General features: G+C 33.3%; 27 protein-coding genes. 11 read left to right on the top strand and 16 right to left on the bottom strand.

Annotation, left to right across the window (positions count from 1 at the left end):
- Positions 1-238: 238 nt before the first annotated feature.
- Positions 239-724 carry a fatty acid desaturase family protein gene (locus tag OPU68_RS03585; protein ID WP_498472623.1) on the bottom strand — a complete coding sequence of 162 codons (486 nt, stop codon included), beginning with the start codon at positions 722-724 and terminating at the stop codon, positions 239-241.
- Positions 725-1569: 845 nt separating this feature from the next.
- Here OPU68_RS03585 and OPU68_RS03580 point away from each other — a divergent pair.
- The 3 genes from OPU68_RS03580 to OPU68_RS03570 all read left to right on the top strand — a co-directional run bounded on the left by OPU68_RS03580 (position 1570) and on the right by OPU68_RS03570 (position 6290).
- Entirely contained in the window at positions 1570-4050 is a 2481-nt protein-coding gene (locus OPU68_RS03580; RefSeq protein WP_498472622.1) for an SBBP repeat-containing protein, read from the top strand.
- Complete coding sequence (locus OPU68_RS03575) at positions 3980-4720, top strand: T9SS type A sorting domain-containing protein (RefSeq protein ID WP_498472621.1); 741 nt, start codon at positions 3980-3982, stop codon at positions 4718-4720. The genes OPU68_RS03580 and OPU68_RS03575 overlap by 71 nt, the downstream gene beginning before the upstream one ends.
- A gap of 88 nt (positions 4721-4808) precedes the next feature.
- On the top strand, positions 4809-6290 hold the full coding sequence (locus OPU68_RS03570; RefSeq protein ID WP_498472620.1) for a tetratricopeptide repeat protein: 1482 nt from the start codon (positions 4809-4811) through the stop codon (positions 6288-6290).
- Between the two features lie 470 nt (positions 6291-6760).
- On the opposite strand, the gene OPU68_RS03565 is transcribed toward OPU68_RS03570, so the two are convergent.
- The 13 genes from OPU68_RS03565 to OPU68_RS03505 all read right to left on the bottom strand — a co-directional run bounded on the left by OPU68_RS03565 (position 6761) and on the right by OPU68_RS03505 (position 14006).
- Positions 6761-7438: a type 1 glutamine amidotransferase domain-containing protein gene (locus OPU68_RS03565; protein WP_498472619.1), complete on the bottom strand. Its 678-nt coding sequence runs from the start codon at positions 7436-7438 to the stop codon at positions 6761-6763.
- A gap of 103 nt (positions 7439-7541) precedes the next feature.
- Positions 7542-7952 carry a hypothetical protein gene (locus OPU68_RS03560; protein ID WP_498472618.1) on the bottom strand — a complete coding sequence of 137 codons (411 nt, stop codon included), beginning with the start codon at positions 7950-7952 and terminating at the stop codon, positions 7542-7544.
- Between the two features lie 94 nt (positions 7953-8046).
- The gene (locus OPU68_RS03555) at positions 8047-8175 is read right to left on the bottom strand and encodes a hypothetical protein (RefSeq protein ID WP_498472617.1); all 129 of its coding nucleotides are present in this window, start codon (positions 8173-8175) and stop codon (positions 8047-8049) included.
- On the bottom strand, positions 8172-8369 hold the full coding sequence (locus OPU68_RS03550; protein ID WP_498472616.1) for an Arm DNA-binding domain-containing protein: 198 nt from the start codon (positions 8367-8369) through the stop codon (positions 8172-8174). Before OPU68_RS03550 ends, OPU68_RS03555 begins: the two co-directional genes overlap by 4 nt.
- Positions 8370-8749: 380 nt before the next feature.
- Positions 8750-9775 carry a pectinesterase gene (locus OPU68_RS03545; RefSeq protein WP_498472615.1) on the bottom strand — a complete coding sequence of 342 codons (1026 nt, stop codon included), beginning with the start codon at positions 9773-9775 and terminating at the stop codon, positions 8750-8752.
- A gap of 635 nt (positions 9776-10410) precedes the next feature.
- Positions 10411-10788 (bottom strand): hypothetical protein, encoded by a 378-nt coding sequence (locus OPU68_RS03540; RefSeq protein WP_498472614.1) that lies wholly within the window; start codon positions 10786-10788, stop codon positions 10411-10413.
- A gap of 77 nt (positions 10789-10865) precedes the next feature.
- Positions 10866-11111 (bottom strand): hypothetical protein, encoded by a 246-nt coding sequence (locus tag OPU68_RS03535; RefSeq protein WP_498472613.1) that lies wholly within the window; start codon positions 11109-11111, stop codon positions 10866-10868.
- Positions 11112-11208: 97 nt separating this feature from the next.
- A complete protein-coding gene (locus OPU68_RS03530) occupies positions 11209-11517 on the bottom strand; it encodes a hypothetical protein (protein WP_498472612.1) in 309 nt (102 codons plus the stop codon).
- 26 nt (positions 11518-11543) lie between these two features.
- On the bottom strand, positions 11544-11771 hold the full coding sequence (locus tag OPU68_RS03525; protein WP_498472611.1) for a hypothetical protein: 228 nt from the start codon (positions 11769-11771) through the stop codon (positions 11544-11546).
- A gap of 37 nt (positions 11772-11808) precedes the next feature.
- On the bottom strand, positions 11809-12183 hold the full coding sequence (locus OPU68_RS03520; protein ID WP_498472610.1) for a DUF3127 domain-containing protein: 375 nt from the start codon (positions 12181-12183) through the stop codon (positions 11809-11811).
- Between the two features lie 65 nt (positions 12184-12248).
- Complete coding sequence (locus tag OPU68_RS03515; protein ID WP_498472609.1) at positions 12249-12674, bottom strand: hypothetical protein; 426 nt, start codon at positions 12672-12674, stop codon at positions 12249-12251.
- Between the two features lie 159 nt (positions 12675-12833).
- On the bottom strand, positions 12834-13097 hold the full coding sequence (locus OPU68_RS03510) for a hypothetical protein (RefSeq protein ID WP_498472608.1): 264 nt from the start codon (positions 13095-13097) through the stop codon (positions 12834-12836).
- A 201-nt stretch (positions 13098-13298) separates the two neighbouring features.
- Positions 13299-14006 (bottom strand): tyrosine-type recombinase/integrase, encoded by a 708-nt coding sequence (locus OPU68_RS03505; protein ID WP_498472607.1) that lies wholly within the window; start codon positions 14004-14006, stop codon positions 13299-13301.
- Positions 14007-14528: 522 nt separating this feature from the next.
- Here OPU68_RS03505 and OPU68_RS03500 point away from each other — a divergent pair.
- From OPU68_RS03500 to OPU68_RS03465, 8 genes are all read left to right on the top strand, one after another.
- The gene (locus OPU68_RS03500) at positions 14529-15770 is read left to right on the top strand and encodes a tyrosine-type recombinase/integrase (RefSeq protein WP_115619148.1); all 1242 of its coding nucleotides are present in this window, start codon (positions 14529-14531) and stop codon (positions 15768-15770) included.
- Positions 15771-15785: 15 nt separating this feature from the next.
- Complete coding sequence (locus OPU68_RS03495) at positions 15786-16523, top strand: hypothetical protein (protein WP_115619147.1); 738 nt, start codon at positions 15786-15788, stop codon at positions 16521-16523.
- Between the two features lie 78 nt (positions 16524-16601).
- Complete coding sequence (locus OPU68_RS03490; RefSeq protein WP_115619146.1) at positions 16602-16880, top strand: helix-turn-helix domain-containing protein; 279 nt, start codon at positions 16602-16604, stop codon at positions 16878-16880.
- A 75-nt stretch (positions 16881-16955) separates the two neighbouring features.
- Entirely contained in the window at positions 16956-18194 is a 1239-nt protein-coding gene (locus OPU68_RS03485) for a primase-helicase family protein (protein WP_115619145.1), read from the top strand.
- A 266-nt stretch (positions 18195-18460) separates the two neighbouring features.
- Positions 18461-19339 (top strand): DUF8464 domain-containing protein, encoded by an 879-nt coding sequence (locus tag OPU68_RS03480; RefSeq protein ID WP_498472606.1) that lies wholly within the window; start codon positions 18461-18463, stop codon positions 19337-19339.
- Between the two features lie 217 nt (positions 19340-19556).
- Positions 19557-20003 (top strand): plasmid mobilization protein, encoded by a 447-nt coding sequence (locus OPU68_RS03475; RefSeq protein WP_115619346.1) that lies wholly within the window; start codon positions 19557-19559, stop codon positions 20001-20003.
- Complete coding sequence (locus tag OPU68_RS03470; protein ID WP_115619347.1) at positions 20000-21148, top strand: relaxase/mobilization nuclease domain-containing protein; 1149 nt, start codon at positions 20000-20002, stop codon at positions 21146-21148. Before OPU68_RS03475 ends, OPU68_RS03470 begins: the two co-directional genes overlap by 4 nt.
- A gap of 21 nt (positions 21149-21169) precedes the next feature.
- Positions 21170-21781, top strand: a complete 612-nt coding sequence (locus OPU68_RS03465; protein ID WP_115619348.1) for a hypothetical protein — start codon at positions 21170-21172, stop codon at positions 21779-21781.
- Positions 21782-22007: 226 nt separating this feature from the next.
- Here OPU68_RS03465 and OPU68_RS03460 read toward each other — a convergent pair whose 3' ends face one another.
- The gene (locus OPU68_RS03460; protein ID WP_115619349.1) at positions 22008-23219 is read right to left on the bottom strand and encodes a GIY-YIG nuclease family protein; all 1212 of its coding nucleotides are present in this window, start codon (positions 23217-23219) and stop codon (positions 22008-22010) included.
- Positions 23212-25179, bottom strand: coding sequence for a DEAD/DEAH box helicase (locus OPU68_RS03455; RefSeq protein WP_490464035.1), 1968 nt, complete (start codon positions 25177-25179; stop codon positions 23212-23214). Before OPU68_RS03455 ends, OPU68_RS03460 begins: the two co-directional genes overlap by 8 nt.

The following is a 25179-nucleotide window of genomic DNA, read 5'->3' as shown; positions in this document are numbered from 1 at the left end:
GAAATATGCAAAAGCAGAAAGCCTATTATAAATTGCCACCAGGTTACATCCAACACCAATAAAGGCAATACAATGAACAAGATATATATAGTGCTTTGTAAAAAAATAAATTGAAATACTATAGCTTAGGGTGTCTGTATTGATGAGCACCTATTTTTTTCTGGAAGAATTTTTTGTAATCTTTACGAAACACCCAAGACAATGATGCTAAGCTGTAAAGCGGAAACGCATACCAATGCTAATAGCGCTGAATGCGATTCACTTCGTCTTCATTAGCAATCCGTATCAATCCCGGAGCGATTTCAATGTCCTCATCGTGACCAGGAATATTTGTATAAGTATGGTGGACGACATTGTGTGTAATACTCCATAAGTAGGGATTGGCGCCGACGAGATTAAAAATAAACCCGAAGATCCTGTTAACTTTTTTATTGCCGGAAAGCGCACCGTGAATAGCATCGTGACACACATTAAAGCCTACAAATGCACTAAACATACCTAGCATTACAGAAAGTGGCAAGAGCATCCAGATAGGCAATACACCCAAGAAGATGATAAGGTAAATTTCTGCAAAACCCGCAAGAAAAAACACGGTCTTTCCCCACATTGATGCATTCCCATGCTGACTAAATTTGTTCTGGATGAAATATTGGTCTACCCTGCTTCTTACTGTTGCATAAAAACGAGAACCGGAAGCAGATGAAAATTTTAATTTTTGTGACATAAGATATCATGTTTGATCTATTTACGCGAACAAACAGATGTGCTAAAATCGGGTGTTGGAATAAAAAGGAATATTGAATTTCGGACATATTACCGGAATGAATAATATAACGGATTAACTAAGTATTTAGTGTGGCAGGTACCAATAAAACCGATATTTAACTAATGTAAAGACAAAAAAGTCAGTCACACAAGAACCTGCAACAATCAATAAGAGTTTACGGTGGTGAAGCGGACTAATTATTTTTATAAAGAGTTTAATTTTGATGTGAAAAAATCCTAACAAACTTTTATCATTCCTTTTTTTAAAGTTAAGTTAAATGGATGCTGTATTATAAAACTCTTTCAATAAAATACTGCATTAACAATCTTTCCAGTTTTACATTAAAAATGTGTTTGTATTTTGCTATTATTTTAATTTAAAAATTATAAATGATTCACAAATACATTTATTGAAATTGATACTCAAGAAAAAATATGATCTATTTAAAAATACACAAAGTCGAACTGACAGTTCAATTTTAAAATATGAATCCTTTTATTTATTTTTGATATTTTAAACATCATGTTTTTTGTCATGTCTTTATTACAGCGATGTTTTATATTCCTCAATAAGATACTGATGATGACACCAAACGAAGCCCAAAAATTTCATTTGTGTAGAATTTCTTACTGTTAAACTCGTGCAGAAGAATGTTTGCCATTGCGAATATCTTTGATGATTCTTCCGCATCATTGCATGTAATTACAATAGAGTCTCATTTGTCAACACCAATGTCAACACTTTAAGCTCGCTAAATACTTATATTTGGAATAATTTTACCTAAAACAATTAAATTGTATTAGATGAAATTAATTACCAAATCTATTTTTATTTTTGTTACAACAGCCATCTGTATAGGTGCTTCAGCACAAAGCAATACTCTAAAAAAACAAAATGGTTACCTCGTTTCTCAATCAAGTGGCAGCATTTCTTTATTATCGCGCTGGAATTCTTTTAAACCGAATACTGCTCATAAAACCTTTGCCGATCCCCAGCAAAAAATGTTATCCCAGATGGGTCTGGCAATACAAGAATCTAAGACATCATCCAAGACAAACCAATTTTTTGGAGGCATAGCCTATAAAGGTAATAATATCCCCTACGCCTCCATTACAGATGGCCTGGGAAACACTTATATTACAGGAGGAAGTTCTAACGAAGGGCAATCCTCCGGAGATTTTTTTACCATCAAGATTGGTCCGGACGGGCAAACAGTGTGGCTAATACGTGAGCAGACTGCGGAGTTTGCCATAGAATATGGGATGCATATCGCATTTGACAATACCGGAAATATTATTGTTTCCGGCCTTAAATGGAATGGTAATGATATGGATATCCGGATGGTCAAATATAATACTGCCGGTTCCAAACTTTGGGACGCAAGCTTTGATAATGGTAAACAAGGCCTTGAAGTTCCTAACGGCATGACCACTGATACCAATGGTAATGTATATATCACCGGAATTGCCTGGTCCGGCAGTTCTGTAGATTACATAACTGTAAAATATAACAGCAACGGCGTTGAGCAATGGCATCATACAGAAAATCCTGCTGGAGGAGAAAGTTGGAATGAGGCGACATCTGTAGCAGTAGATAACAACGGTAATGTCATAGTCACAGGCTATTCTCCCAATACTGACGGCTGGTTAAACTACCATACCATAAAATATGATGCTAATGGTTCCAAACTTTGGGAAAAGGCTTATAATTATAAAAGTACCGATCCTGATAATGCTGCTGAAGTGACTAACTCTGTAGCAAGGGCAATTACCACAGACATCGACGGAAATATTTATGTTACCGGAACTTTTGACACTTTCCTCAATCGTATAGGAACCATCAAATATAATTCTGAAGGACAGCAAGAATGGGTTCAAACTTACAGAAGTGAAAGTGAAGGAACGATGGGCTGGAAAATTGGTGTAAAAAATAATGCATTGTATGTAGCAGGAAGCCACGCCGGCGGTTTTTCAGAAGACGGAACTGTATTAATATCTTATAATACCGACGGTACACAGAACTGGGCGAAAGAGACCACTGATCTTATTGAAACTAATACTGCTTCACTAACTTTTGATAAAGAAAGAAATATCATTGTATCCGCCAACGGTATGACGCCAGGTGCTGAAGAATGGGAACAGGATGTTGCGGCACGCGCCTACAAATACTCTAAAGATGGAGACCTTTTGGGACAATCTGCTTTTGTGATTTCTACTTCTACAGGAATGGCAACTATGGGACAGATGGCAGGCGCAGGAACAGATGATAACGGGAATATTTATTTCTCTGTCAATGCTTATTATACCGAAAAAGGCGCTGTCTTTGAAACTGTAAAATCTACATTTGAAACTATTAGCCCAGCACCACAATGGAACACCATTTACACAAACCTAGGCACAAAAGATGCAACAATGCTTAATTCTTTTAATGATAAAAATGGCAACACTTTTTCAACAGGTTCGTATTACAGCTTTGCTGATGGAATGCTGAATAACAACTATTTCCTTGTAAAACACAATTCAGAAGGGAATATAGCCTGGAATACGGTATTTAATGCAGAAAATGGTAATGCTGCAGAAGGTATTGTAGCGAGAGCCGATGCCAATGGCAACACTTATGTTTGCCTGTTACCTGGTTTTGAACAGAATCCTCCAGCTTTAAAAGTGATAAAATTTTCGCCTGAGGGAAGTCAGCTTTGGTCAAGCAATATTGAACTTTACAATTCTCAGGTTTATGTTATGGAACCTCAGACAGACGGAACTGTTTATCTTGGTGGGACTGCTAAAGAAACCGAAGGAAGTAACTCAAGTTCGTTTTTAGGTATTAAATTAGCAGCTGACGGTTCTCTTGCCTGGAAAACTTATATGCCAGGATCTACTGGTAATAACATCTACAGAATCAATTCCGGAAAAGTTGATTCCAACAAACGCTTGATACTGACAGGCGCACACGGTAGCGGTAGCTTTATCTCGGAAGAGGTCAATCTGACAACCGTTCAGTTCAATGCTGATGGAACTCCGGGCTGGATTGTCCCAGTAACTATTGATGGTTCAAACTCCTATGGGACTGATCTTTATCTTGCTAATGACAACAGCATCTACATCAATGGCTATGCAAAAAATAAAGAAACCTATGCTGATGATATTGTTACAGCAAAAATAAGCGCAACAGGAACAACACTTTGGAGCAAGACTTTTGGTAACGCAAATAAAGATGAGCGCTTACACGATCAAATCTTTCACCAATGGGGATATTGCAGTCGTGGGTTACAGCCTTGCCCTTAATGGTGATATTAATAATACTTTGGTAAAATATAATGCTTCTGGCGAGGAACTTTGGAATTTCGCATCAGAAAATATGCATTATTACAATGATTTTCATATCGACGCTTCTGATGTGTCTTATATTATGAATCAAGTCCTAATCGATCCGTTCCCTCATAAGATCTTTAACCAGCCTTTTCCAATTGCTTCCTTAATCAAAATCGATAAGGACGGACAAAGCAAAGGTGAGACATTTTTCAACGGACCAGAATATGCTGAGTTTTTTGGAGAAAGATTAATCCCACATTCTGATGGACGCCTTTTGCTGGCAGGCAGCGTGGGCAACCAATCTTTTTTCAAAGGGCTTTACTTTTTTGAAACAGAGCACGACGCAACACTTGGTCTTTCGCATGACTTGAGTTCTTCTAAAACAAAAGATACACTAGGTCAAAACTATCCCAATCCGGTTTCAAATAACACAACAATTCCATTTAATCTAATCAATAGCGGAAAGATTGTCATAAGACTTTACAACACTCAGGGCGGCCTGATCAGGGAAATAACTTCCGCGGTTTATCCTTCGGGTCGTCACCTCGTAACATTTGATACCAAAGGTTTACCAACAGGAATATATTTTTATCAATTAGAATCGTCTGGCATTAAACAAGCCAAGAAAATGATCGTCAAATAATTTTGAATACTAAAATCAAAGGCTCTCGGTAAATATCCGGAGCCTTTTTTTTTGTTTATGCAGTATAAAAATTTAAATTTGAATTATTATGCTGAAAATGAACAAAGTAAATCCATTAATATTCCTGTTTTTAATTTTGCTGTTTGCCGTTTCTTGCAATGATGAAGGCGCTAAATCTGTTGCCAATAAAAACCATTCTGCAAAAGATGAATCAGGCAATTTTAGGAAACTGGGTGATGAGCAATGGCATCTTGGAAATTATCAGGAAGCACTCAATTATTTCACCAAGGCTTATCAAAAAGTAAAAGCCTCCGGCGACGAAAAAGAGACAGCCACCCTACTTAATAATCTTGGATTGGTACATTGGAGGCTTGAGAACAACACGGCCGCTCTGGAATGCTATACCGAATCAGCAGCGTTAGCGGAAAAAAATGGAATGCAAAGGCTTTTGGGTTTAACGCATACCAACCGCGCATTGATTCTCAAAGAACAACGGAATTTTGAGGAAGCGTTTGCCCAAAACAATGAAGCGATCAGGTTATTCAAAGAAATCAATAAACCTCATGATCTGGCGACAGCTTATAATAATCAAGGTCAGATCTACAGATATTCGGGAGCTTATGATGAAGCTCTGAAATTCTACCTTTTATCTTTGAAGCAATGTGAAAAAATAAATGATGTAGAGGGCAAAGCGGTTGCCTATCAAAATCTAAGTACCGTTTATGCCAAACAGGGAAACAAGGAAAAAGCACTTGACGCCGCCAGAATATGCCTTAAACTCAGTTATGAAAGCAAAAGCAAAGTTCGTATCAGCGAGGGTCTTTATGAACTTTCCCACAATTTTGATCTTTTTAAAATGCCTGATTCTGCATTGTACTATTTCAAAAAACACAATGAGATCGAGAAGAGCTTGATGAAGGCCAATCAAAGTAAAATTCTATCTCAATTTCAAGCCAACTTAGGAATCGAGGTCAAAAATCTACGGATCAAAAACCTTCAGAATGAAAAGGAAATTGCCAATGAACGTTTTATGTTCGTCGGAGCCTGTGTGATGATCGCCTTGTTGGTTTCTGCATTTTTTATTTACCGCTATCTATCAATCATTAAATTTAGAAAAAAGCAGCTTGAGGCAGAACTTGAAACCTCAAAGCAAATTATTCAAATAAAAGAAGAAGACCTCAAGACCTACATCATCGACCTGACGGATAAAAATAATATTATCAGCAAATTGCAAGAACCTGACAAAGAAACGCGGGACATTGATTATGATGTAAGTGAGCTATTGGAACAGAAAATCTTTACCGATGACGGCTGGGATAAATTTAAAAAACGTTTTGTGGGGATATATCCTGATTTTTTCAGCAAAATAAAGCAGAGCGGAATTCCTATCACTGAGGCAGAAGTCCGCATATTGGTTCTAATGACGCTAAAACTGAATGGCACCGAAATGGCAAACAGCCTTGGCATTTCACCTCAAAGCGTGAGGGCTTGTAAGATGAGACTCAAGAAAAAACTGCAAATTAACAGCTATGAATCTGTGGAAACTTATTTACAATATATTTTTGCTTAGATGTATTAGAATAATCCGTACTATAAAAAGATGTTTAGATTAAAGTTAAGATTATAAAAAGAGATCGAGCCAGATAATATCTGAAATATTATATTTTGCACTTAAATAAAATAGCCGTGTTTATATATCCTGAAAAAGTAAGTTTTAAAACGGAACGCAACAATTACCTATCCTTTAAAAAGAATATATAACCCCAATCACTTTCAAACTTTTGTGTTTAACATAACAACATTTTTGTTGCTTTAGAAATAAAAAAATCCCCAAATAATATGGGGATAAAAACTAATAACCATGAAAACCTTTATAAAAGCATTTCCTCTAGAAAATTATGGAAACTAAATACATTTGAAGGTGAATGCTGGTGTTAATTGTATTTAAAAAAAGAATTGATTTTCCTAATTTTTCCTAAAAAGGAATGGAATTATTTTATAGTCGAACACCAAGTTCTGATCTTCTGTAATGAAAAAAAACTAAATAAGTTTCAATAACTCCTTAGCCACCTTTTCAGATGAGGCAGGATTTTGTCCTGTAATCAATCTTCCGTCAACCACTGCGTAAGGAGTCCAATCTTCAACTTTACTATATGATCCGCCATTCTGTTTCAGCATATCTTCAACCAAAAATGGAACAACATCAGTAAGTTGTACAGCCTCTTCCTCTGTATTAGTGAATCCGGTAACATTTTTATCTTTAACTAAATATTCACCGTCTATTTTCACATCCTTCAAAACTCCGGGTGCGTGACAAACGAACGCTACAGGTTTATCATTGGTATAAAAATCAACAATGAGTTCTTGGGAAACTTTATCTTCAGCCAGATCCCACAAAGGACCATGACCGCCTGGATAAAATACCGCATCAAAGTCTTCACTTTTGACCTCTGATAACTTATGGGTGTTTTTTAATTTTTCCTTTAAAATCTTATCATTGTCCATTCTGCGTGTAGCATCTGTTTGAGATGAAGGGTCTTCACTTTTCGGATCAATTGGTGGTTGACCGCCCTTTGGAGATGCCAATGCAATGTCAACCCCTTTATCAGACAATGCATAGTAAGGAGCTGCTAATTCTTCAGTCCAAAATCCTGTCTTTAAACCTGTATTTCCTAATTCATCGTGACTAGTCAGCACGAATAAAACTTTTTTGCTCATTTTGAAATTTATTTATTGTTCACAAATTTAAAAACCCCATTTTCCAACAACAGGACTTCAATCACTAATTTGATGTGATCCGAATCACATTTGTTCAAAAAAATTACTTTATCCTATCATAGATCAGCTTCGTAACGACTGCTCCAAAAAGATAATATCCAACGGTCATAATCTTCTTTTGGTTTGTTTCTGCAACCGGAGAGTCGTCAAGTCCCATCTTATTTGGTAGTAATACAGCTCCCAGACCTGCCGCTGCTCCTGACACTAGGTCAAAACCACTGGTTGCTGTCGCAGCATAGTAAATACCATTGCTTATTACATCGCCCGCCAATGTCGCACCGTAGAGCTGATCTTTGTCGGTTATTTTCATATCAAGCGTTTCTAGAGCTTTATTCAAAGCCTCCTCTCCGACTTTATTGACTTCCGGAACATTATCAAAATTTTTTCTGATGATCTCGTGAACAAGGTTGAGGGCAATTGCGCCACCTAGACCTGCAAGGATTTTCTTATACATATTTTAAAGTTTTGGTATCCATCATCTGTTGCAGAAATTGAGCCATGTAATCTATCCAAGACCGTCACTTTTACAACGCAGATCTATAATGCAGTTACGAATGCGAATAACCCGAAAAATATGACTGGAGAATTACCACAACGATCGTCCAGTTACTTTTAGGTTTTTTAATAAGATCCTGGACAGAATTATCTACGTCAAACGTTAATAAGGATTCTGTCATAGCTGATAGATCTTCAATATTTTCTTTGAAAGGTTACCCACTTTACCATCCCATTTCTGCGGTTCGATATACCTTTTAGCGGCAATGTCCGCTGCCTTGCCATCTATAGTGATTCGTAAGTAGATGGGAGCGGTACCGTTTGTTCGGATTTTATTCTTTTTTATAAAGAATAATAGGTTGAATGTTTTGTTCATGATGTGGTAACTTTAATTGTTTAATAATTTAGTTTTTGTTACCACTTTCTGCAAGATGTACAATCGTTAGACTGCCTATTGGTCAGGTTCTTCTGAATTTTTCGTGACCCATTCTCCAAATTTCACGATAGATCACTAAAAAGGTCATAAAAATCGTGACCTATTTTGATTTTTTTTGACTCTAACGCAAAACAAAAAACGCTGTAAACATTGATGTTTACAGCGTTTTAGCTTATTTTAGTTTCTCAACCAGCGGAGAGAGAGGGAGTCCACAAAATTAATTCGTATTCTCCTTTATGTTTAATAATCAATTAGTTAAGATTTTCCTCCGTCGCATTTTTGGGTTAATATTTACTTGTTTTTTACTATTTTTTACTATTTCATTTCAATCCTATTACATTTTCCTTGAATGTTAATATATTTCTTTGTGGAATTCCATTCCAGGCAGGGCTAAAGTTCCCGCTATCATAAGAATATATATTGTCTATTTTTGTTCCTGTTACGTTTAAACGGAAGTTATACGGCACATTCACGGGATTTGGTTCTTTAATTCCGGTCGCCGGATTCGTCCAAAATGTTTTGCCGTCAGAATCTTTATCGACCATTAGTATTAGGTTTTTATTTACATTAGTAGAACAGTTTATTAAGTTAATTTCTTCTTTTTGCCCAGATCCTAATTCATCAATTATTAAATATGTTGCGTTTTTGAACTCACAATTATTAAATGAAATTACGTTGCCTTCACTTGTATTTGCTCCATTATGAAGGAATACAGCCATTCTATCAACTGCACTACTTACGCTTTCTAAAATACAATTTTCGAACTGGATATTTTGACCATTGTGTGTACCAATTCCTACAACTTGATTACAAATTTCTTCTTTAATTCTACAGTTCTTGAAAATTACTTTTTTAAATGTCACATCATCGATATGTATTGGATATTTGCAATTAATTGCGGAGACAGTGAGATTTTCGACTTGTGTATCAGAAGTAATATTAAATAAATGTCTTTTCGATTGTTCTATTTCTGATAATAATTTATTTGCAGAATCTGGGAAGGAATAATTTGCTGGTGATTTAAGATTTGCCATTGAACCGAGAGGATCGCAAATCAAAATAGTATTATCCAGGCTTTCTCCCACTAATTTAACATATTTTTTTCCTTGTAAATCAGTTTCTCTCCAAATTCCATTAGGAACAAATACAATATATTGCTTCGATTCGGATGCGTCTTTTATATTTTCAATTGTTTTACGTATTGAGTTATAATTACTCGCATTTCTGGTCACAATAATTTTATTTTCAACTCCTACAGTTATTATTTCTTCTATTATTTCATCTGATTTTGAACAATTAACAAGAGCCAGAAATAAAATTGGATAGATTAGTTTTTTTATTTTCATAATATATTAGTTTTAGTTTTTAATGCGTCACGTTTTGACGTTAGCTTATTTTATTTTTGTAAAAGTTAACTTAAGATAATTAATTATTTAGATTAATTAAAAATCGGAATTAATTTTGAATTTTTCATTAAATAAGCGTTTAATTTCCTATTTAATTAATAATTATATTTAAATATTATTGTTTTATGTATAATTATTTTACATATATTTACAATCCTTAAAAACTCACAATCAATGAAAAAGAAATCTGAATATCTATCATCTATTCAAAGACTATCAATTATTAGTGATGCGCTATTAAACAATAGTGCAATTGACTGTAAAGAATATGATTATAATTGCCAGACATTAATCGCTTTGGTTTATAATTTTGTTGTGCTTTCCGAAAAACAAACACGTTTTGTAAATATATCCGGCACCGGACGTTTATGTGTTACCAAGTTTAGAATATGCATTGTTATGCTTCAGATTAATTTGAACTAGCAAAGCTTTTCTTTATTACATCGATCTCCGTAACTTCTTTTTTAGGTAAAACAATGTTGAAGTGATTGGTGATTCGTTTCATATAAATATCCAAAAAAATCATTATCGCTTCCTGATTATCTATTAATTGATTATTAGATTCTTTAATTTCTTCAAAATCTTTTTTTTATTTCGTCATTATCTTTTTTTAGTTCAATATTTTGGTTTATCAAATAACTCAGCTTATCTTCTATCGGAAGTTTGGAATAATCTATATTATCATTTCTAACTGGCTTTCTATTTAATGATAATGTAGAAATTTCGTCTTTTCTTAATCCTATTTTTTCTATATCCTGTGTTCGTAATAACTCATCCGGATCATAGTTATATATTTTTCCAAAAACTACCGCTAAATCCTTGCTTAACTTTCTTTTATTATTGAGCAACATTGAAATATAAGGAGCTTCCACATTTAATTTTGCGGCAACACCTTTTTGCCCCTCTAAATCATTGTTAACAATATCTGTTAGTATCTTCTGAAAATTAGTCATTGCAAAATTGTTAATTAACAATAAATGTTATATATTTGAAACATTGTTAATATAACGATTTTCGTTATGTTACATTGTTAGTTAGCAAAATTATGTAAAAAAATTAAATCACTCCAATTGTATTCTATTTGTTTTGCAACTGATAAGCCTTTGTAATCATTATTAATCTCTGATTTTTCATTTTCTATAAATGTTAAAAAACAATTCATTAAGCAAGGTTGATTTAATAAGGATAATATAGATTCTTTAGATTTGTATTTTATATCTTTACCCCACTTATCCCAAAAGAATAAAACTTTATTTTCTAATGTATTTTCAATCATAATGAAAGTAAATAGTTATATTAACTTATCGTCTTTTATTTTTAGGTTTAAGGTTTTTCTTTCCGTTGGGGAGTAAGCCGTATTTCTTCATCGGGAATTAATTTGTAATGTGTAACCCATCGTGAATTTTAACTTTAGTAGATTCTCCCATTTCGACAGTTTGGCTTCCGAATAAATAACTTAGCCATCCCAACCATTTATTAGCACGATTAATCAATTTTACAAAAGAAAGATATTCCAAGTAATCTTCAGGTGTCAGTAAATTAGAATGGCATTCTGGGCAATGTTTATTTACAAATTCAGAAATCTCTGCTAATTCATTAGGATTATCATTTTTAACTACAAAATCGCAAAAATCACATTCAATTTTGTTTTGTTGCTTGATATCAATAATTTTACCTTTCATAGTATTTATTTTTTAAGCCATTCAAATTAAATTGCGATGATGTCGTCTAAGCTGACAACCTCCATATAAAATCCATCAGCTAATTCAAACGTTACATCAATATCCGAAACGATCTCTAACAGAAGATTCCAGAACCAATTAACTCCAGTAATATCAGGTTCTTCGGTGTATACATCTTTTGCGTAAATCTTAATGAAGCCGTAGGTAGTTCCTATGTGAGTGAATCCTGATTTTTTTGCTTTTTGTATTGTCATTGTTTCAAGGTTTTTATCTTTGCTCTATAAGTAGTGATTAAAATGGCAAATCGTCATCTTCATCTTCTGCAAATACGTTTTTATCATTTGCCTTTGTAGGCTCGTTTTCTTTCAAACGTTCTGTATTTGTTGGTTCACCGGCGAGACTTTCTATTCTCCATCCTAAAATTGAATTGAAGTATTTTACCTCTCCTTGTGGACTTGTCCATTCTCTCCCTCTGATGTTGATGTGGATCTTAACCTTAGCACCTTCTTTGTGGTAATCAACTATATCTCTTTTATCTGAAAGGAATTCGATATTAATCGGCTGCGGATATTGCTCATCCGTAAGTAATACTATTTCACGTTTTAAGAACCCAGACGCAAAGGTTTGAGTGTCTCCGATTTTCTTTATTGTTCCTGTTAACTCCATATTGGTTTTAAATAAAAATCCGCCTAACAAAAGCCAACCGGGTAAAATAATAAACTATGAAAAAATTACTCTTTTAAATATTTGTCGATAATGTTTTTAGTCATTTCAAAATTCCAACTGAAGCAGGAATAATAACCCTTTTCATTCAGAACTTTTATCGCTTGCTCTTGTCCTTTAAGATGAGCGTCAGATCGAATATCACCATTTAGTTTATGCGGATCTTTGACTTTTAACTCAATCATTAATCCAGCATACTTGCTATTTGGCTCAAGAATCAGTAAATCAGGAATCTTAAACCCGCTTTTCTGAATCTTTTTATTTCGACTCGCTTGCGCTTCCGTAAGCTTAATGCTCGCTACCGTATCGGAAAGAAAAACAACTTTCGGATATTGTAATCTTAAATACCAACATATCTGACATTGTAATTCAAACTCTGGTTGTCTTTTATGACGCTTTGGGCGGATTACTCCAGCTAAATCTTTCTTCATCATTCGTACTCAATCATCTTCATTCTCCGCCGTGCGTCAAAAATGCAAACTACTGTATTACAGTACAAATATATAACAGTTAGATTACTCTAACAAATTATCTAACATATTTATAACATTTTATATTATTATAAAAAAACCTCATAGTCGAGGTCTTATAGGTTAATTAATTTCAAATTCTGGTCCGAGCGAAGCATACATCACTGCCGCTAAATCAGTCATTCTCTTATAATATAATTTTTCCTTTTCTTTAGATATTTCTCTCATCTGTTCAATTAATCTCCTATTTGATGGCGATTGTGAGGCTAATATATCGTGCGCTTTATTCACTTCCGAAACAAGAATATCAATTTTATTTTCCATTGCTGCCAATGATTTTAATGATGCCATCTGTAAGGCAATAATCTGTCTTTCTGTTTTTGTCATAACGTTGTGGTTTATTATTTAGAATATTTTTGTTTTTACTTTTCTGGCTTGCTCAAATCTTTCTAACTTCAATGAATGCATATATCTTTCAGTCATTTTAGTTTCGGAGTGCCCGAAGATGTCGCTGATGGTTTTTATTGGCATTCCCTCTTCTCGCTTATCATCTGCGCCCTTATGTTTGGCAGAGTAGAGGCTTTTTATTTATTCCCAATCCATCCTTAATGAGTTTCTTCCATTGTTTATTTGGTGTATCTTCTTTAAGAGAGTAGGGATTGGGAGAGAACCAGTTCTTTTCAGAATGTCGGCCACCATTCGGCACCCAGGTTCCAAAAACGAAATAATCAGGATTTTCATCTTTGCATGGCTGCAGCATCCCAAGAATATTCCCAGCATAGGAATTGATCGAGACTTTCCATTTTTAGTAATTTTACCAGGTAAATTGATTATGTTTTTAATAAAGTTTAGATCACTTACTTTTAGTTGTCTGGCTTCATCCGGCCTTATTCCGCAATAATAAATTAGCATATAAAAAATGTAGAAGCCGTAATTTTTAGATTTTAACTCATCGCAGATCAATTTCATTTCCTGATCAGTTGGTGGTAAATTGGCGGTTGAAAATTCTGTTTTTAAATTCTTGATTTCTCTGAATGGATTTATTTCAGCTTGTTCGGATTCAATTATTTCTGAAAATACTGATCTGATAAAACCCAAATTCTTATTATAAGCCTTATTTGACCACTTTCTTTCTTCAACTATCCAGTCCAGGCACTTCTTTGCGTATGCCCGTGAAAACTTCTCTGTAGGTAGTTTCGAATAATTATAATAATCGATTGCTTGAATAAAAAATCGAGTAGTACCGGAATAGGCATCGAAAGTATTCTTTGATACTTTTCCATCTAACCGGAGCAAAGCATTAGTAAAAGCTTCCTTAATTGTTGTGGGTTGTATTAGTAATTTGCCTATGTTTGGAAACCATCCGGATTTTAATTTGATTATTAATGCCTTTTGGAGGTCCTGAGCAGCGGCAAGCCCTTCTTCCGGATCTGGGACAACATTAATTCCTTTGTAATATTTTTGGATTATTTTCTGACAAGAACTGTCATAGATATAAACGTAATAGCTTCCACCTGCCTTTTTGGCATATAGATTTTAACTTCGAGATTTTCCATTGTCGTTTTTGCTTCGCAGGCGTTGAGGACAAGAAAAACTTACTTTAATTTACTATTTTACCGCTTTTAATTCTGTAAAACGCTTTAAATAAACGCTTTACAGAATGTTGCGGAGAGAGAGGGAAACGAACCTTATTAAAATTAATATATATAATTTTGTATAAATACCCTATTAATCAATATTTTAAGTATATTTGTAGTAATAAAAACAACTTGTTTTTATGTTTAATTATAGAAGTATTAGCACCTAAATTAGCACCCTATGAATTCTACCTTCAAACTTAAAGAACCTAACAGCGAAAAGGAAACACTCATATATTTCCGCTCCTATTTCGGAAATGAAAATAAGAATTTTATTTATTCTACAGGTGAAAAAATAAAATCTTCTGAATGGGATTTTGAAAATAGGCAACCTAATGACATTAACGGCAGGACAAAGAGATCTGAAAATCACAGAAGCATAAAAAAGCAACTTGACAGGTATGTTGGCTTTTTTACCGAAATCGTCAATCGCTATAAAAATATTGGAGAAGAGTTAACTATTAACGTTATAAGACAACGATTTGATGAAGAATTTAAAAACATCAAAATAAAAGATGATTTTTCAAGAATATACGATGAATTTATTCAGGAAAAAGAAAACGATTATACAGGTAACTCGATTTCTAAATCTACCAAAGACCGATATGATTACAATAAAAAACTTTTACAGGATTTTCAGGATAAATTAAAGATAAAATTAACCTTGGGAAATTTTGACGAAAAAACGTATAATAAGTTTCTCAAATACTGTATTGAAGAAAAAGACCATTCAGCAAATACAGTACATCGTAATGTTGGATTGTTAAAAACATTTCTTTACTGGGCTTTGAACAAAAAATACACCTACAACAATAGTTTTATTAATTTCAAGAAACCTCCCAAATTCCGAACTGATGAAGTTGCTTTGAATTACCAGCAGGTTGAAACAATTTATCAGTATGATTTTAGCAAAAATAAGAGATTGGAAAGAGTTAGAGATTTATTTATTTTTGGTTGCGTAACAGGAATGCGATTCGGAAATTATAACAGCATTTCGAAACAGGATATTCAGGGAGACTTTATCCGGGTAATTGATTTAAAAAGCAAGACCAAAAACTTGGCAATTCCTTTAAACATCATTTCCAGAGCGATTTTGGAAAAATACGAGTTTGAACTTCCTAATATTTCCAATCAAAAGATGAATGAATTTATAAAGGAGGTATTTAAGGAAATGAAATTTACAGAGGATATCAAAAAAACAATGAAATACGGTGATGAATTGGTAGATGTAAAGTCTGAATTTTGGGAAAGAATTTCATCCCATACTGCAAGAAGAAGCTTTATTACAATAATGAAGAACAATAAAGTTCCCGACAAAGTAATTATGAGCTACACAGGACACACCAGCTTAGAGGTTTTCAATAATTACTACCGCCCAAGTGAAGATGACAAAGTCAATTATATGAACGAAGTTTTTAAATAATTATTAATTTAGATTATGGATAAACAGAAGCTTTATGGACGTTGGAATTTCTGGGAAGAGATTATAGGCTATCCTATGATGATCTATTATTGGGTTGTCAAAAGAGAAAGAATTCAACAATTGTTGTCTGGAAGAATTGAAAAAGCCAAACAGAAAGCCAGTAAAATTATTCTTACCGAAAAGATGAAAAATGAATTTTTGATCCAATACGAAAAATTGGATAATTTTTTCAGTTTTCACTTCAAAGACATTGACACATCCAGAAATCATAATTTTGAGGAGAAGATTCAGTATTGTTTAGACCAATATAAAAAAGAATCGACAAAACACTTTAACTCAAGCAACCTGATGAAGTTACAGGGGAATTTTCTGAGTGGTGCAGGAGCTACCCTTTTTCTATATTTTGCTTTAGAAAGCAAAACAAAAAGAGAGATTCGATTATCTGATATTATGATCGGCAATGACAGCTCAAAAATATTTATTGCTTTCTTGAAAGACAAAAAATTCATCGATGAAAATCACAATTTACTCGTAGATCAAAAATCTTCCTTCATCAGAATCCACCGATTCTTAAAGGACAATCATATCATCAATCCGGATTTTCAAGACACTACGATTATTGAGGCAATGGAAAATGAATATAATACCAATTTTGATAAAGGAACATTTTCAAGAGCTGTTCTTGTTAAAACTACTGATTTTGAAGAAAGTATCTATCAAGAATTATCTAAACTATTTAATATCAAGCATTAAACTTTACGCAATTGAGTAGAATTGCATCATTAGTTAATCCAATCATACAATTTTGTCTGCAAATAAAACAATATCGTTATGCAGACAACAAATCCATTCCAAACCATTCTTGACGAATTAGGAGAAGTAAAGGACTTACTCTATTCTCTGAAAAAAGAACCTGACATCGAACTAAAAAAGAAACTGTACTCTATCAAAGAATGTTCAGAAATTCTTAAACTTGATTATCAGACGGTACGCTCACACATTTTAAAAGGAAACATTAAAGCAGAACAAATAGGACGATTCTACCGAATCAGCCATTTAGATCTGATGAGTGCTTTAAGCGATGTTAAATCGCTAAAGTACAAAAGATAGACAAAATCGCTTGTCTATCAGAATCATTATTGTTCAACCTTTTCGTACTTCCGTACGGAATAACCCCTTACCAAAATGAGCGAAAAAATCCCATATCTCAGAGTAGGAACCACCTACTATAAAACCATTCAAAAACCGCAGATCTCTGGCGATAAGATTTCCATATTAGTCCGTTGGAATCGTGAAACCATTATCAGCGATCACGGAAAGATTTATGTATCAAAAGTTCCTAAATATGACGGTTTCTGCTGTATTCCCAATCATCTAAATTATCAGCAAATTATTGCAGGATTTTATAATATGTATAATGAAATCCCCTATCAACCTACCAGCGAAAAGTCAGAACTGAATTCCATAAAAGAAAAAATTCCATTTTCCCTGAACTTTATGGAACATATTTTCGGAGAACAGTTGGAGTTAGGTTTAGATTATATCAAAATCCTACTCCAATATCCAATCCAGATGTTGCCTATTCTTTGCTTGGTAAGCAAAGAAAGATCTACCGGAAAATCTACTTTCATCAAATGGCTGAAATCCATTTTTGGACTAAATATGACCTACATCAAAGGAGATTCTTTCAGCAGTCAGTTCAATTCGGATTGGACTTCAATGTTAATTGTTGCCATCGATGAAGTATTTTTTGATAAAAAAGAAATTACTGAGCGTCTTAAATACCTTTCGACAACCGATAAAGACAAGAAGGAAGCCAAAGGAAAAGACCGTGAGGAAGTAGAATTCTTTGGAAAATTCATTCTCTGTTCCAATAATGAGGACAACTTTATTCAGATCGATGAAGAAGAAATTCGTTTTTGGATTATTAAAGTAAAATCCATCAAATCAGAAAATACCGAATTTCTAAAAAATCTGAATTCCGAAATCCCCTATTTCTTACGCTATCTGATTGAAAGACCCTTCCACAGCCATAAGGTAACCAGAATGTGGTTTACCGAGTCTGAGATCAGAACCAAAGCGCTTCAGAAACTGCTATGGAAAAACAATAACAAACTCGAATCCAAGATCATTGGACTTTTATATGAGTTTTTTGAAAACACAGAAGACAGCAAGATCCATTGTGTTCCACAGGATATTTTCAATATGCTGGGTAAAATGTTCAAAAACAGTTATTGGACAATCAATGATGTCAGAAAGTTACTCAAAGAGATCTGGAAGCTTGAGCCCCAAAACAATTCATTAGCCTATATCAAATACGACCTAGATTATGGCTTAAGTTTTTTCCAACAGAACAAAACAGGACGGTATTTTACAATAGAAAGAAATTTTATTCTACAAAAATTTGATGAAATGATGAATTAAGAGATAATGAAAAGAAAATCAATCTCTTATGTCTCATCAAAAGCCTCATCAAATTTTTAACCCTTGTTTTTTGATGAGTGTTTGATGAGCAAAATATTTCTAGTTTGATGAGATGATGAGAGTTTGATGAGGGTTTAAAACACTTCATATCAATTAAATACAGCGTTCCCTCATCAATTCATCAAAAATTCCTTAAAACTAAACCCGTCCATTTGAAGGAACAGCACACCTACAATTTATCACTAATAACACTAAAAATTACAACAATGAATTGCAAACAATTAAATACAATCCCGTTGGAAGAAGTCCTCCTTTCTCTCGGACACCTTCCCACGAAACAATCGGAAAAAGAAGCTTGGTATCTTAACCCCTTTGCCAGCGAATCCCAAGCCTCTTTTAAAATTAATAAAAAACTTAATTATTGGTACTTGTTTTCAGAAGGAATCGGCGGAACTAACGTAGATCTGTTGAAAAAATATCTGAACAAGACTACCAGTGAAATTTTAATTTGGGCAGAAGATCAAAAGTTTTCTTCTTTTCATCAGCAAAATATTTCAAACAAGAAATTAGATGATTTTCAGAAAACTTATGAGATAATTGAAATCAAAAACGTCCAGCATCCTGCACTTTTGGAATACTTAAAAGAAAGGAAAGTTGAAAAGCAAACTGACTTTTTAAAGGAAATTCATTATCAAATGAATGACAAAAACTATTTCGGAATAGGTTTCGAGAACGATTCCGGAGGTTATGAAATTCGTAATAAATATTCGAAAATTTGTTTGGGTAAAAAAGATATTTTCACCATTAAAGATGGTTTGGACTCGCTTCGGGTTTTCGAAGGCTTTTTTGATTTTCTATCATTTAAAAATGTAGAAACTTTTCTGGAAAAAAAACCTTCGGACTATATCATTTTGAATTCAGTTTCGATCATTTCTAACATTAAAAACTCACTTGAAAATTATGAAAATATTGAGCTTTATTTTGACAATGATGAAGCCGGAAATCGTGCCGTTGAAATGATTATAAATGTAAACAAAAGTGCAGAAGATTGTCGGGTTCTGTATTCAGATTTTAAAGACCTGAATGATTGGTTAGTTCATAAAAACCCATCAAATGAAAGTCAAGTCAAGCTTAGAAGAAGGTAAGTAAAATAACACAAGGTTGTACTTAAAATACCTGCGTAAAATAGATACAGGTATTCTGAGACTGACCTAGGTAAAATAAACATAAGTACAAAACGGTGGGTTGTTAGTGCAAAAAGTACCCAAAGTTTACAATAAGCGTGACCGCTGATTGCAAAATTGGGCTTTTTGATTTCTTCCTACCGTCAGAAATGTTTTGAAATACACAAAAATAAACACAATGGAAAAAGACTTTTTACAAGAATTTGTACATCAAGCCGCCAAAGAAAATGCAGAAAGGATTGCTCAGGAAAAGAGAAAAAAATACTTTCAAGAATTAGGTCGGAAAGGTGGTTTGAAAACCAAACAGAAAAAAAAATTGGAAAAAGTGATTTCGATAAGAATGACCAATTCCGAATATGAAATTCTGATTCAGAAACAAGAAAAACATTCGCTAAAACTATCCACTTATATCCGGAATGTTTTGTTTGAAAAAGAACTGAAGATTAATGAATTTCAAACCGATGAAGTCTTATTAAAATATGGAAATCATTTCAAAAAAATAAGCAATCTTTTAAGAAATCGAGAATGGAATGTTTTTGAAAATAAGAAAGAAATTTTAATAAGAATTGAAAATCTAATCGAATTGATTCATCAATATTTATATTCAAAAAACTCGGGAAAATGAATAATTCTGCGACGACAAGAGCCATTACAAAAGTTGCTTTAGAATATAATGGGAATGACAAAGGAACAGCCGAAATGATTTCGTCAAATTGCCTTTTGAGTTCCACTCCGGAAGGTCAGTTTCAGGAAATGAAAATCGTAGCTGACCGAAATCTAAAAGTAAAAAAATGGGCATTGACTGGCTACATTTCTCAACCGGACGAGATCGGCAGAAAATTGACGGATAAAGAATTTGCAGAAATTGCCATTAAAGCTTTAGATAAAATTGGAGTGACAGAAAACAACCAATATCGATTGGATATTCACAACAGTACAAAGCATAAGCATATTCATTTTATCGTGAACAGGATTGATATTTCGGGGAAATGTACCGTGAAATCACACGACATAGGAAGAAGATTCGGGGAAGCTGTTCGGGAAGTTTGTAAAGAAAAAGGATTATTGACCGATGTTGAAATTGGTATCAAGAAGAAATCGGAAATGCTGAAGAACTTATCGGAAACTTTAAAGACCACTGATAATTTTGATGCACTTATTTCAAAAATGAAAGAAAAGGGTTTTGAAGTTCAATTGTCTTCAAATGTCAAGGACGGCATTTCGGGGATGCGAATTGTGATGGCAAAAGACAAAAATAATCAAACAGAAAGAATTTACAAAGCTGGTTACAAATTGTCTGAAATCTCAAATCAACTAAAAATTTCTGAAATAAAATCTGTATTTAAAATTAAGAAAGCAGTTAGGGATGCACAAAAAAACGCTGACAACTTAAAGGAATTTCGAGATCATTTACAACAAAAAGGATTTTCATTAAGAATCCAATATAACGGAGAATTTAAATCCGTTCAAAAAAATGAAATTCGAGATTTGTGGATAAATAAAGTTGGTGGTAGTGAAGAGAAAAACGGATTCTTTTTTCGGAAAAATGTCGGGTTTTCTCTTTTGGTAGTAGATTCTGATCTTGATGATCTGTTAAAATCATTAAGTCAGAATAGTGTAATTAATGAAATAGGTGATGTTTTGAGATCAGAAAAAAATGAAAGCTTAATAGAAATTGCAGGTGATCTATTAGAAGACTTATTAAAACCTAGTTATGTAGCTCAAGACGAAGATGAACTCTGGAAAAAGAAGCGAAAATTAAGAAGATAATCACGGTAAAAAATTATTAATATGGAAAATGAAAATAGAGAATCACAAAGTGACGGGATGGAACTTTTAGAAAATGTAGTTAAGTCAAACATTGCAAATACTGAACAAAATATCAAACTTGAGTTTGCTATTGAAGATCATACGACTTTATTGAATGAGGTACAAATGAGTTTGGAAGTAGTAAATTCAAATTGTGAGAATTTATTTGGAATTTTAGAAATGGAGCAAACTAAAAAAGCTGAATTCATTGCTAGTATTCCGACTCAAATAGAGGCGGTTCTTTCAAAAGAAAGCAAAGATTATTTGGAAAGTTTCGGAAAGGACATAAGGTGGAAAAAGAAATTCATTTGGAGTGGAATTGGTGTTTTTGTCTTTGCGGTTTTAGTGTTGATTGGCTCTATCTACTTAGCAACCACTTGGTACAAAGAAAGCATCAAAGCCAAAAGTGAACTGCGCCAAGATATTTTAAATGAAATTGCTAATGAAGGAAAAAAAATCTACGATGAAAATAAGATAAAAACATTGAAAGAAAACACTCAAGTAATGCAATTGTGGATTAAAAAGAACCCTAAAAAAGCAGAGGATTTTCTGAGATTTAAGGATGGGTTTGAAGCAAGTAAGGAAAATAAATAAGAATAGTTATTACTGAATTTGATATTATAATTAATAGTGGTATTGAATTTCCTAACCGTACTTAGTGTTTTGCTTTTCAATACATTTCCTTACCGTAAAGCAAATTTAATATTTTATGCGTTATTTCGCAACATCTAAAAATCTAATTATTTTTATCAATGTCAGTTCGTTTACGAACTGACATTGTATATCTTATAGAAGCACGATTATTTGATTTTTTTTTGCTCTATTTCAATCTAATTTTTTTCGCAACAGGATCGTATTCGTAATTCACAATATTTTCATTTAATATCAATTGAATTGTTTCTTCTATTACTTCAAATGGAACTACAAACCATTCTCTAGGATTTAGTCGCTGACCTTTTTCATTAAACAAGTCAATGTCTAAACAAGCATTGCCGAAAAATCTATGCAAAAGTGCCTCTAATTTGTCAGCATTTCTATTATAAACTTTATATGTCGCAACTTTTTGAACGTCTGCAAATAAATAAGTCGCTTCGTATCGAGCATTTTTTATTCTTTCATCTACTGAATTACTTGCAAATCCAACTTTATACAAGTCTTTAATATTCACTATTTGCGTGTTGGTTGATTTTGATTTCAATACATAAATCCAACCTGAATGAATATCTTCTTCCTTTACAACTCCCGTATTGACAAACAAGTCTTGTTCAATTTTTTCATAAGTATTAGTAATAAGTTTTCCATTTTTTTGGATTTGTTTACCTAACGAACGATAAAGCATATTACTGTAAGTCCCATTTTCAAAAATTGTTCTTGTGCGTCCTTCAATTCTCACTCTGTTACCAGATTTTTGTTCCCATTCTCCTTTTTTTAAATTAGCTGACTCTAAGTAAAGTAGTAAGCCATCCATTAAATAAAAATCTCCTACGTGTAGATTTTTTTCAATATTTGTAAAGGGCAAAATTTTTCTTCTTCCCTCTTTAATTTCTTTATGAACTTTTTGAAACATTGCTTCATATTTCTCAAACTCTTTTTCTTTAATAGGCTTCCTTTGTGCAACAAAATCAGCATCCGCTCTATCTTCTGGTTTTGGCGTATGTGTGAATTTAAAAATATCTAAATCTTTATCCGAATCTAACAAGCCCAACTCATCCTCTTCATTAAAAATATCTTCTATTGTTTGCCTTTCCATTTCAACATAGCCTAACAGGTTATACCTGTCAAAAGGTTTTAAGATTTTCTTTTGCGCTTCGTTTTCTCTAAAGTTTTTCAATTTTGCCAACAAGCCATATTCAGACATACTTGATTTATTTGGTTCTCTTTGGTTCTTATCAAAAAAGGTATTTATTTCATCAAAGGAATCAATCAGTCTTTCTTCATCTGTTTTTACAGCCGAAGTTTTGAGTTTTGAATCTAATAATCCAAAGTCGTCATCATCAAAAATATCTTCTATTGTTAGTTTTTTCTTAGCCATTTGCAAGTGCTTTTTTTCGTTTCAACTCTCTTAAAAATACTAATGCTTCTGCCATTCTTTTTTCTTTATGGTCAAATGCTTGAATGTTGGGCTGTTCTCCATTATTGTTTTTTACCCATTCTTTGATTTTTGGCCATAACAAAATCGCTTCATCTTCGGTCATTTCAAACTTAGTAGATTGAATATGCTCGTCAATTAGTTTTAAAACTTGTGTTGTTACCGATTTTGATAATATCTCAAATGCTTTTTGAAAAGGATTTATTTGGTCTATCAAGTCTATATGAATATCATCGATATTTACAAAACTACCTGCCATTCTAATAAATTTCTTATCACCTTGTTCCTCAATAGTGCTGTTTTTTATTACTGAATCAACCACTACATATTGCCTAACTGCTTCAACATCTTCATCACTTAAATCAGGATAGATTTCTCGTATGATTTTTGGAATTAGAACAGTATTAATAACTTCTGGCTCAACATTACCTGGCATTGCTTTAAGCATCTGAGGGTCTTGCAATAACTTTGCTTTCAAATCATTTATGTCCGTATCAATGATGTCTTTGGCTCGTTGAGAAGTTGGAAGTTTAAATCCTCTTATTTTAATAGTGGTTTCATCATCCGTATCGTCGTCGTCTTCATCTTCATCCTTTTTTAGTTTAAATTTGAAGTTTGGCGCTAATACTTGCTCCATTAGCAAAGATGCTGTAATAGCTTTCAACATATTGTTTACAGACAATTTCACATCCTCATTTTCTGCATCAGGTTGAGCAATGAGGTTGGTAAATTGAGCATGTGATTTATTGTTGCTGTCTCTCGTAGCTCTGCCAATAATCTGAATAATTTCTGTCAGCGAACCTCTGTAACCTATGGTTAAAGCGTGTTGACAATAAGGCCAATCAAAGCCTTCTTTTGCCATTCCCAAAGCAATAATAATATCAATATCATCTGCCGATTTTACTTCACGTAAATACCCACTTATTTTATCCCTTGATTTTGGATTGTCTTGAACTAAGTCTGCAACTTTTAAAATCTTGCCTGTTTTGTGACTTTTTATGTGTATCACTCCCGTGATTTCATCTTGATATTCTATTGTTCCTAAAACATCAATAATATGGTCAACCTCATCGTGCTTAAGCTTCGAAGATTCTGCAGAGTTTACACTTGGAATATGAATAATTGTTTTTTGATTCTCATCTAATATTTCTGCTAAAGCAGAAATTCCTGTTTCAGTATTCTTTTTAAAATATTTACCTGTATAAAAATGATAGCCAATCCCTAATGACTTTAAAAACTCATAGCCGTTTAATTGTTGGTAGTAAGTGTAGGTTACTTTCGTAAATTTTGCTTCATCTTCTGGTATTAAAACCGGTACACTATCGCCTCTAAAATACGAACCTGTCATAGCTACAATATGAGCATTCGAATTAGCCATAATGCTTTTTAAAACCTGTCCTAAAATATTGTCGCCTTCTGCTGATACGTGATGAAATTCATCAATAGTTACCAAAGTATCATCTAATTTTTTTACGTCTAAACCATCAAAGGCAAAACGCAACGTAGCGTGTGTGCAAATCAATATTTGTTCTTCAGAATCTAAAAAATTTAAGAAAGCTGTTACTTTACTTTTTTCTTCTCCTGGTGTACAGAGATTGTATTTTGGGTTTGGATTCCAATCGGCAAAAAAGCCATATTTTTTTAGTTCTGTTGTGCCAAAAGATGCTCCAATGGATTTTTCAGGAACAGCAACAATTACTTTTTTAATGCCTTGATGTTGCAATTTATCCAAAGCAATAAACATTAAAGCCCTCGATTTACCTGATGCTGGAGGTGCTTTTAGCAATAAATATTGTGCAGTTCTACCTTCATACGCTTTCTCCTGCATCTCTCGCATACCAAACGCATTGGTACTTTTACTTTTTCCTGTTTGGTCGTATGTTACGTGTACTAAATTTTGCAT

The sequence above is a fragment of the Chryseobacterium sp. TB1-D10 genome, from assembly GCF_059803555.1.
This window is presented reverse-complemented; position numbering and strand designations above follow the sequence as displayed.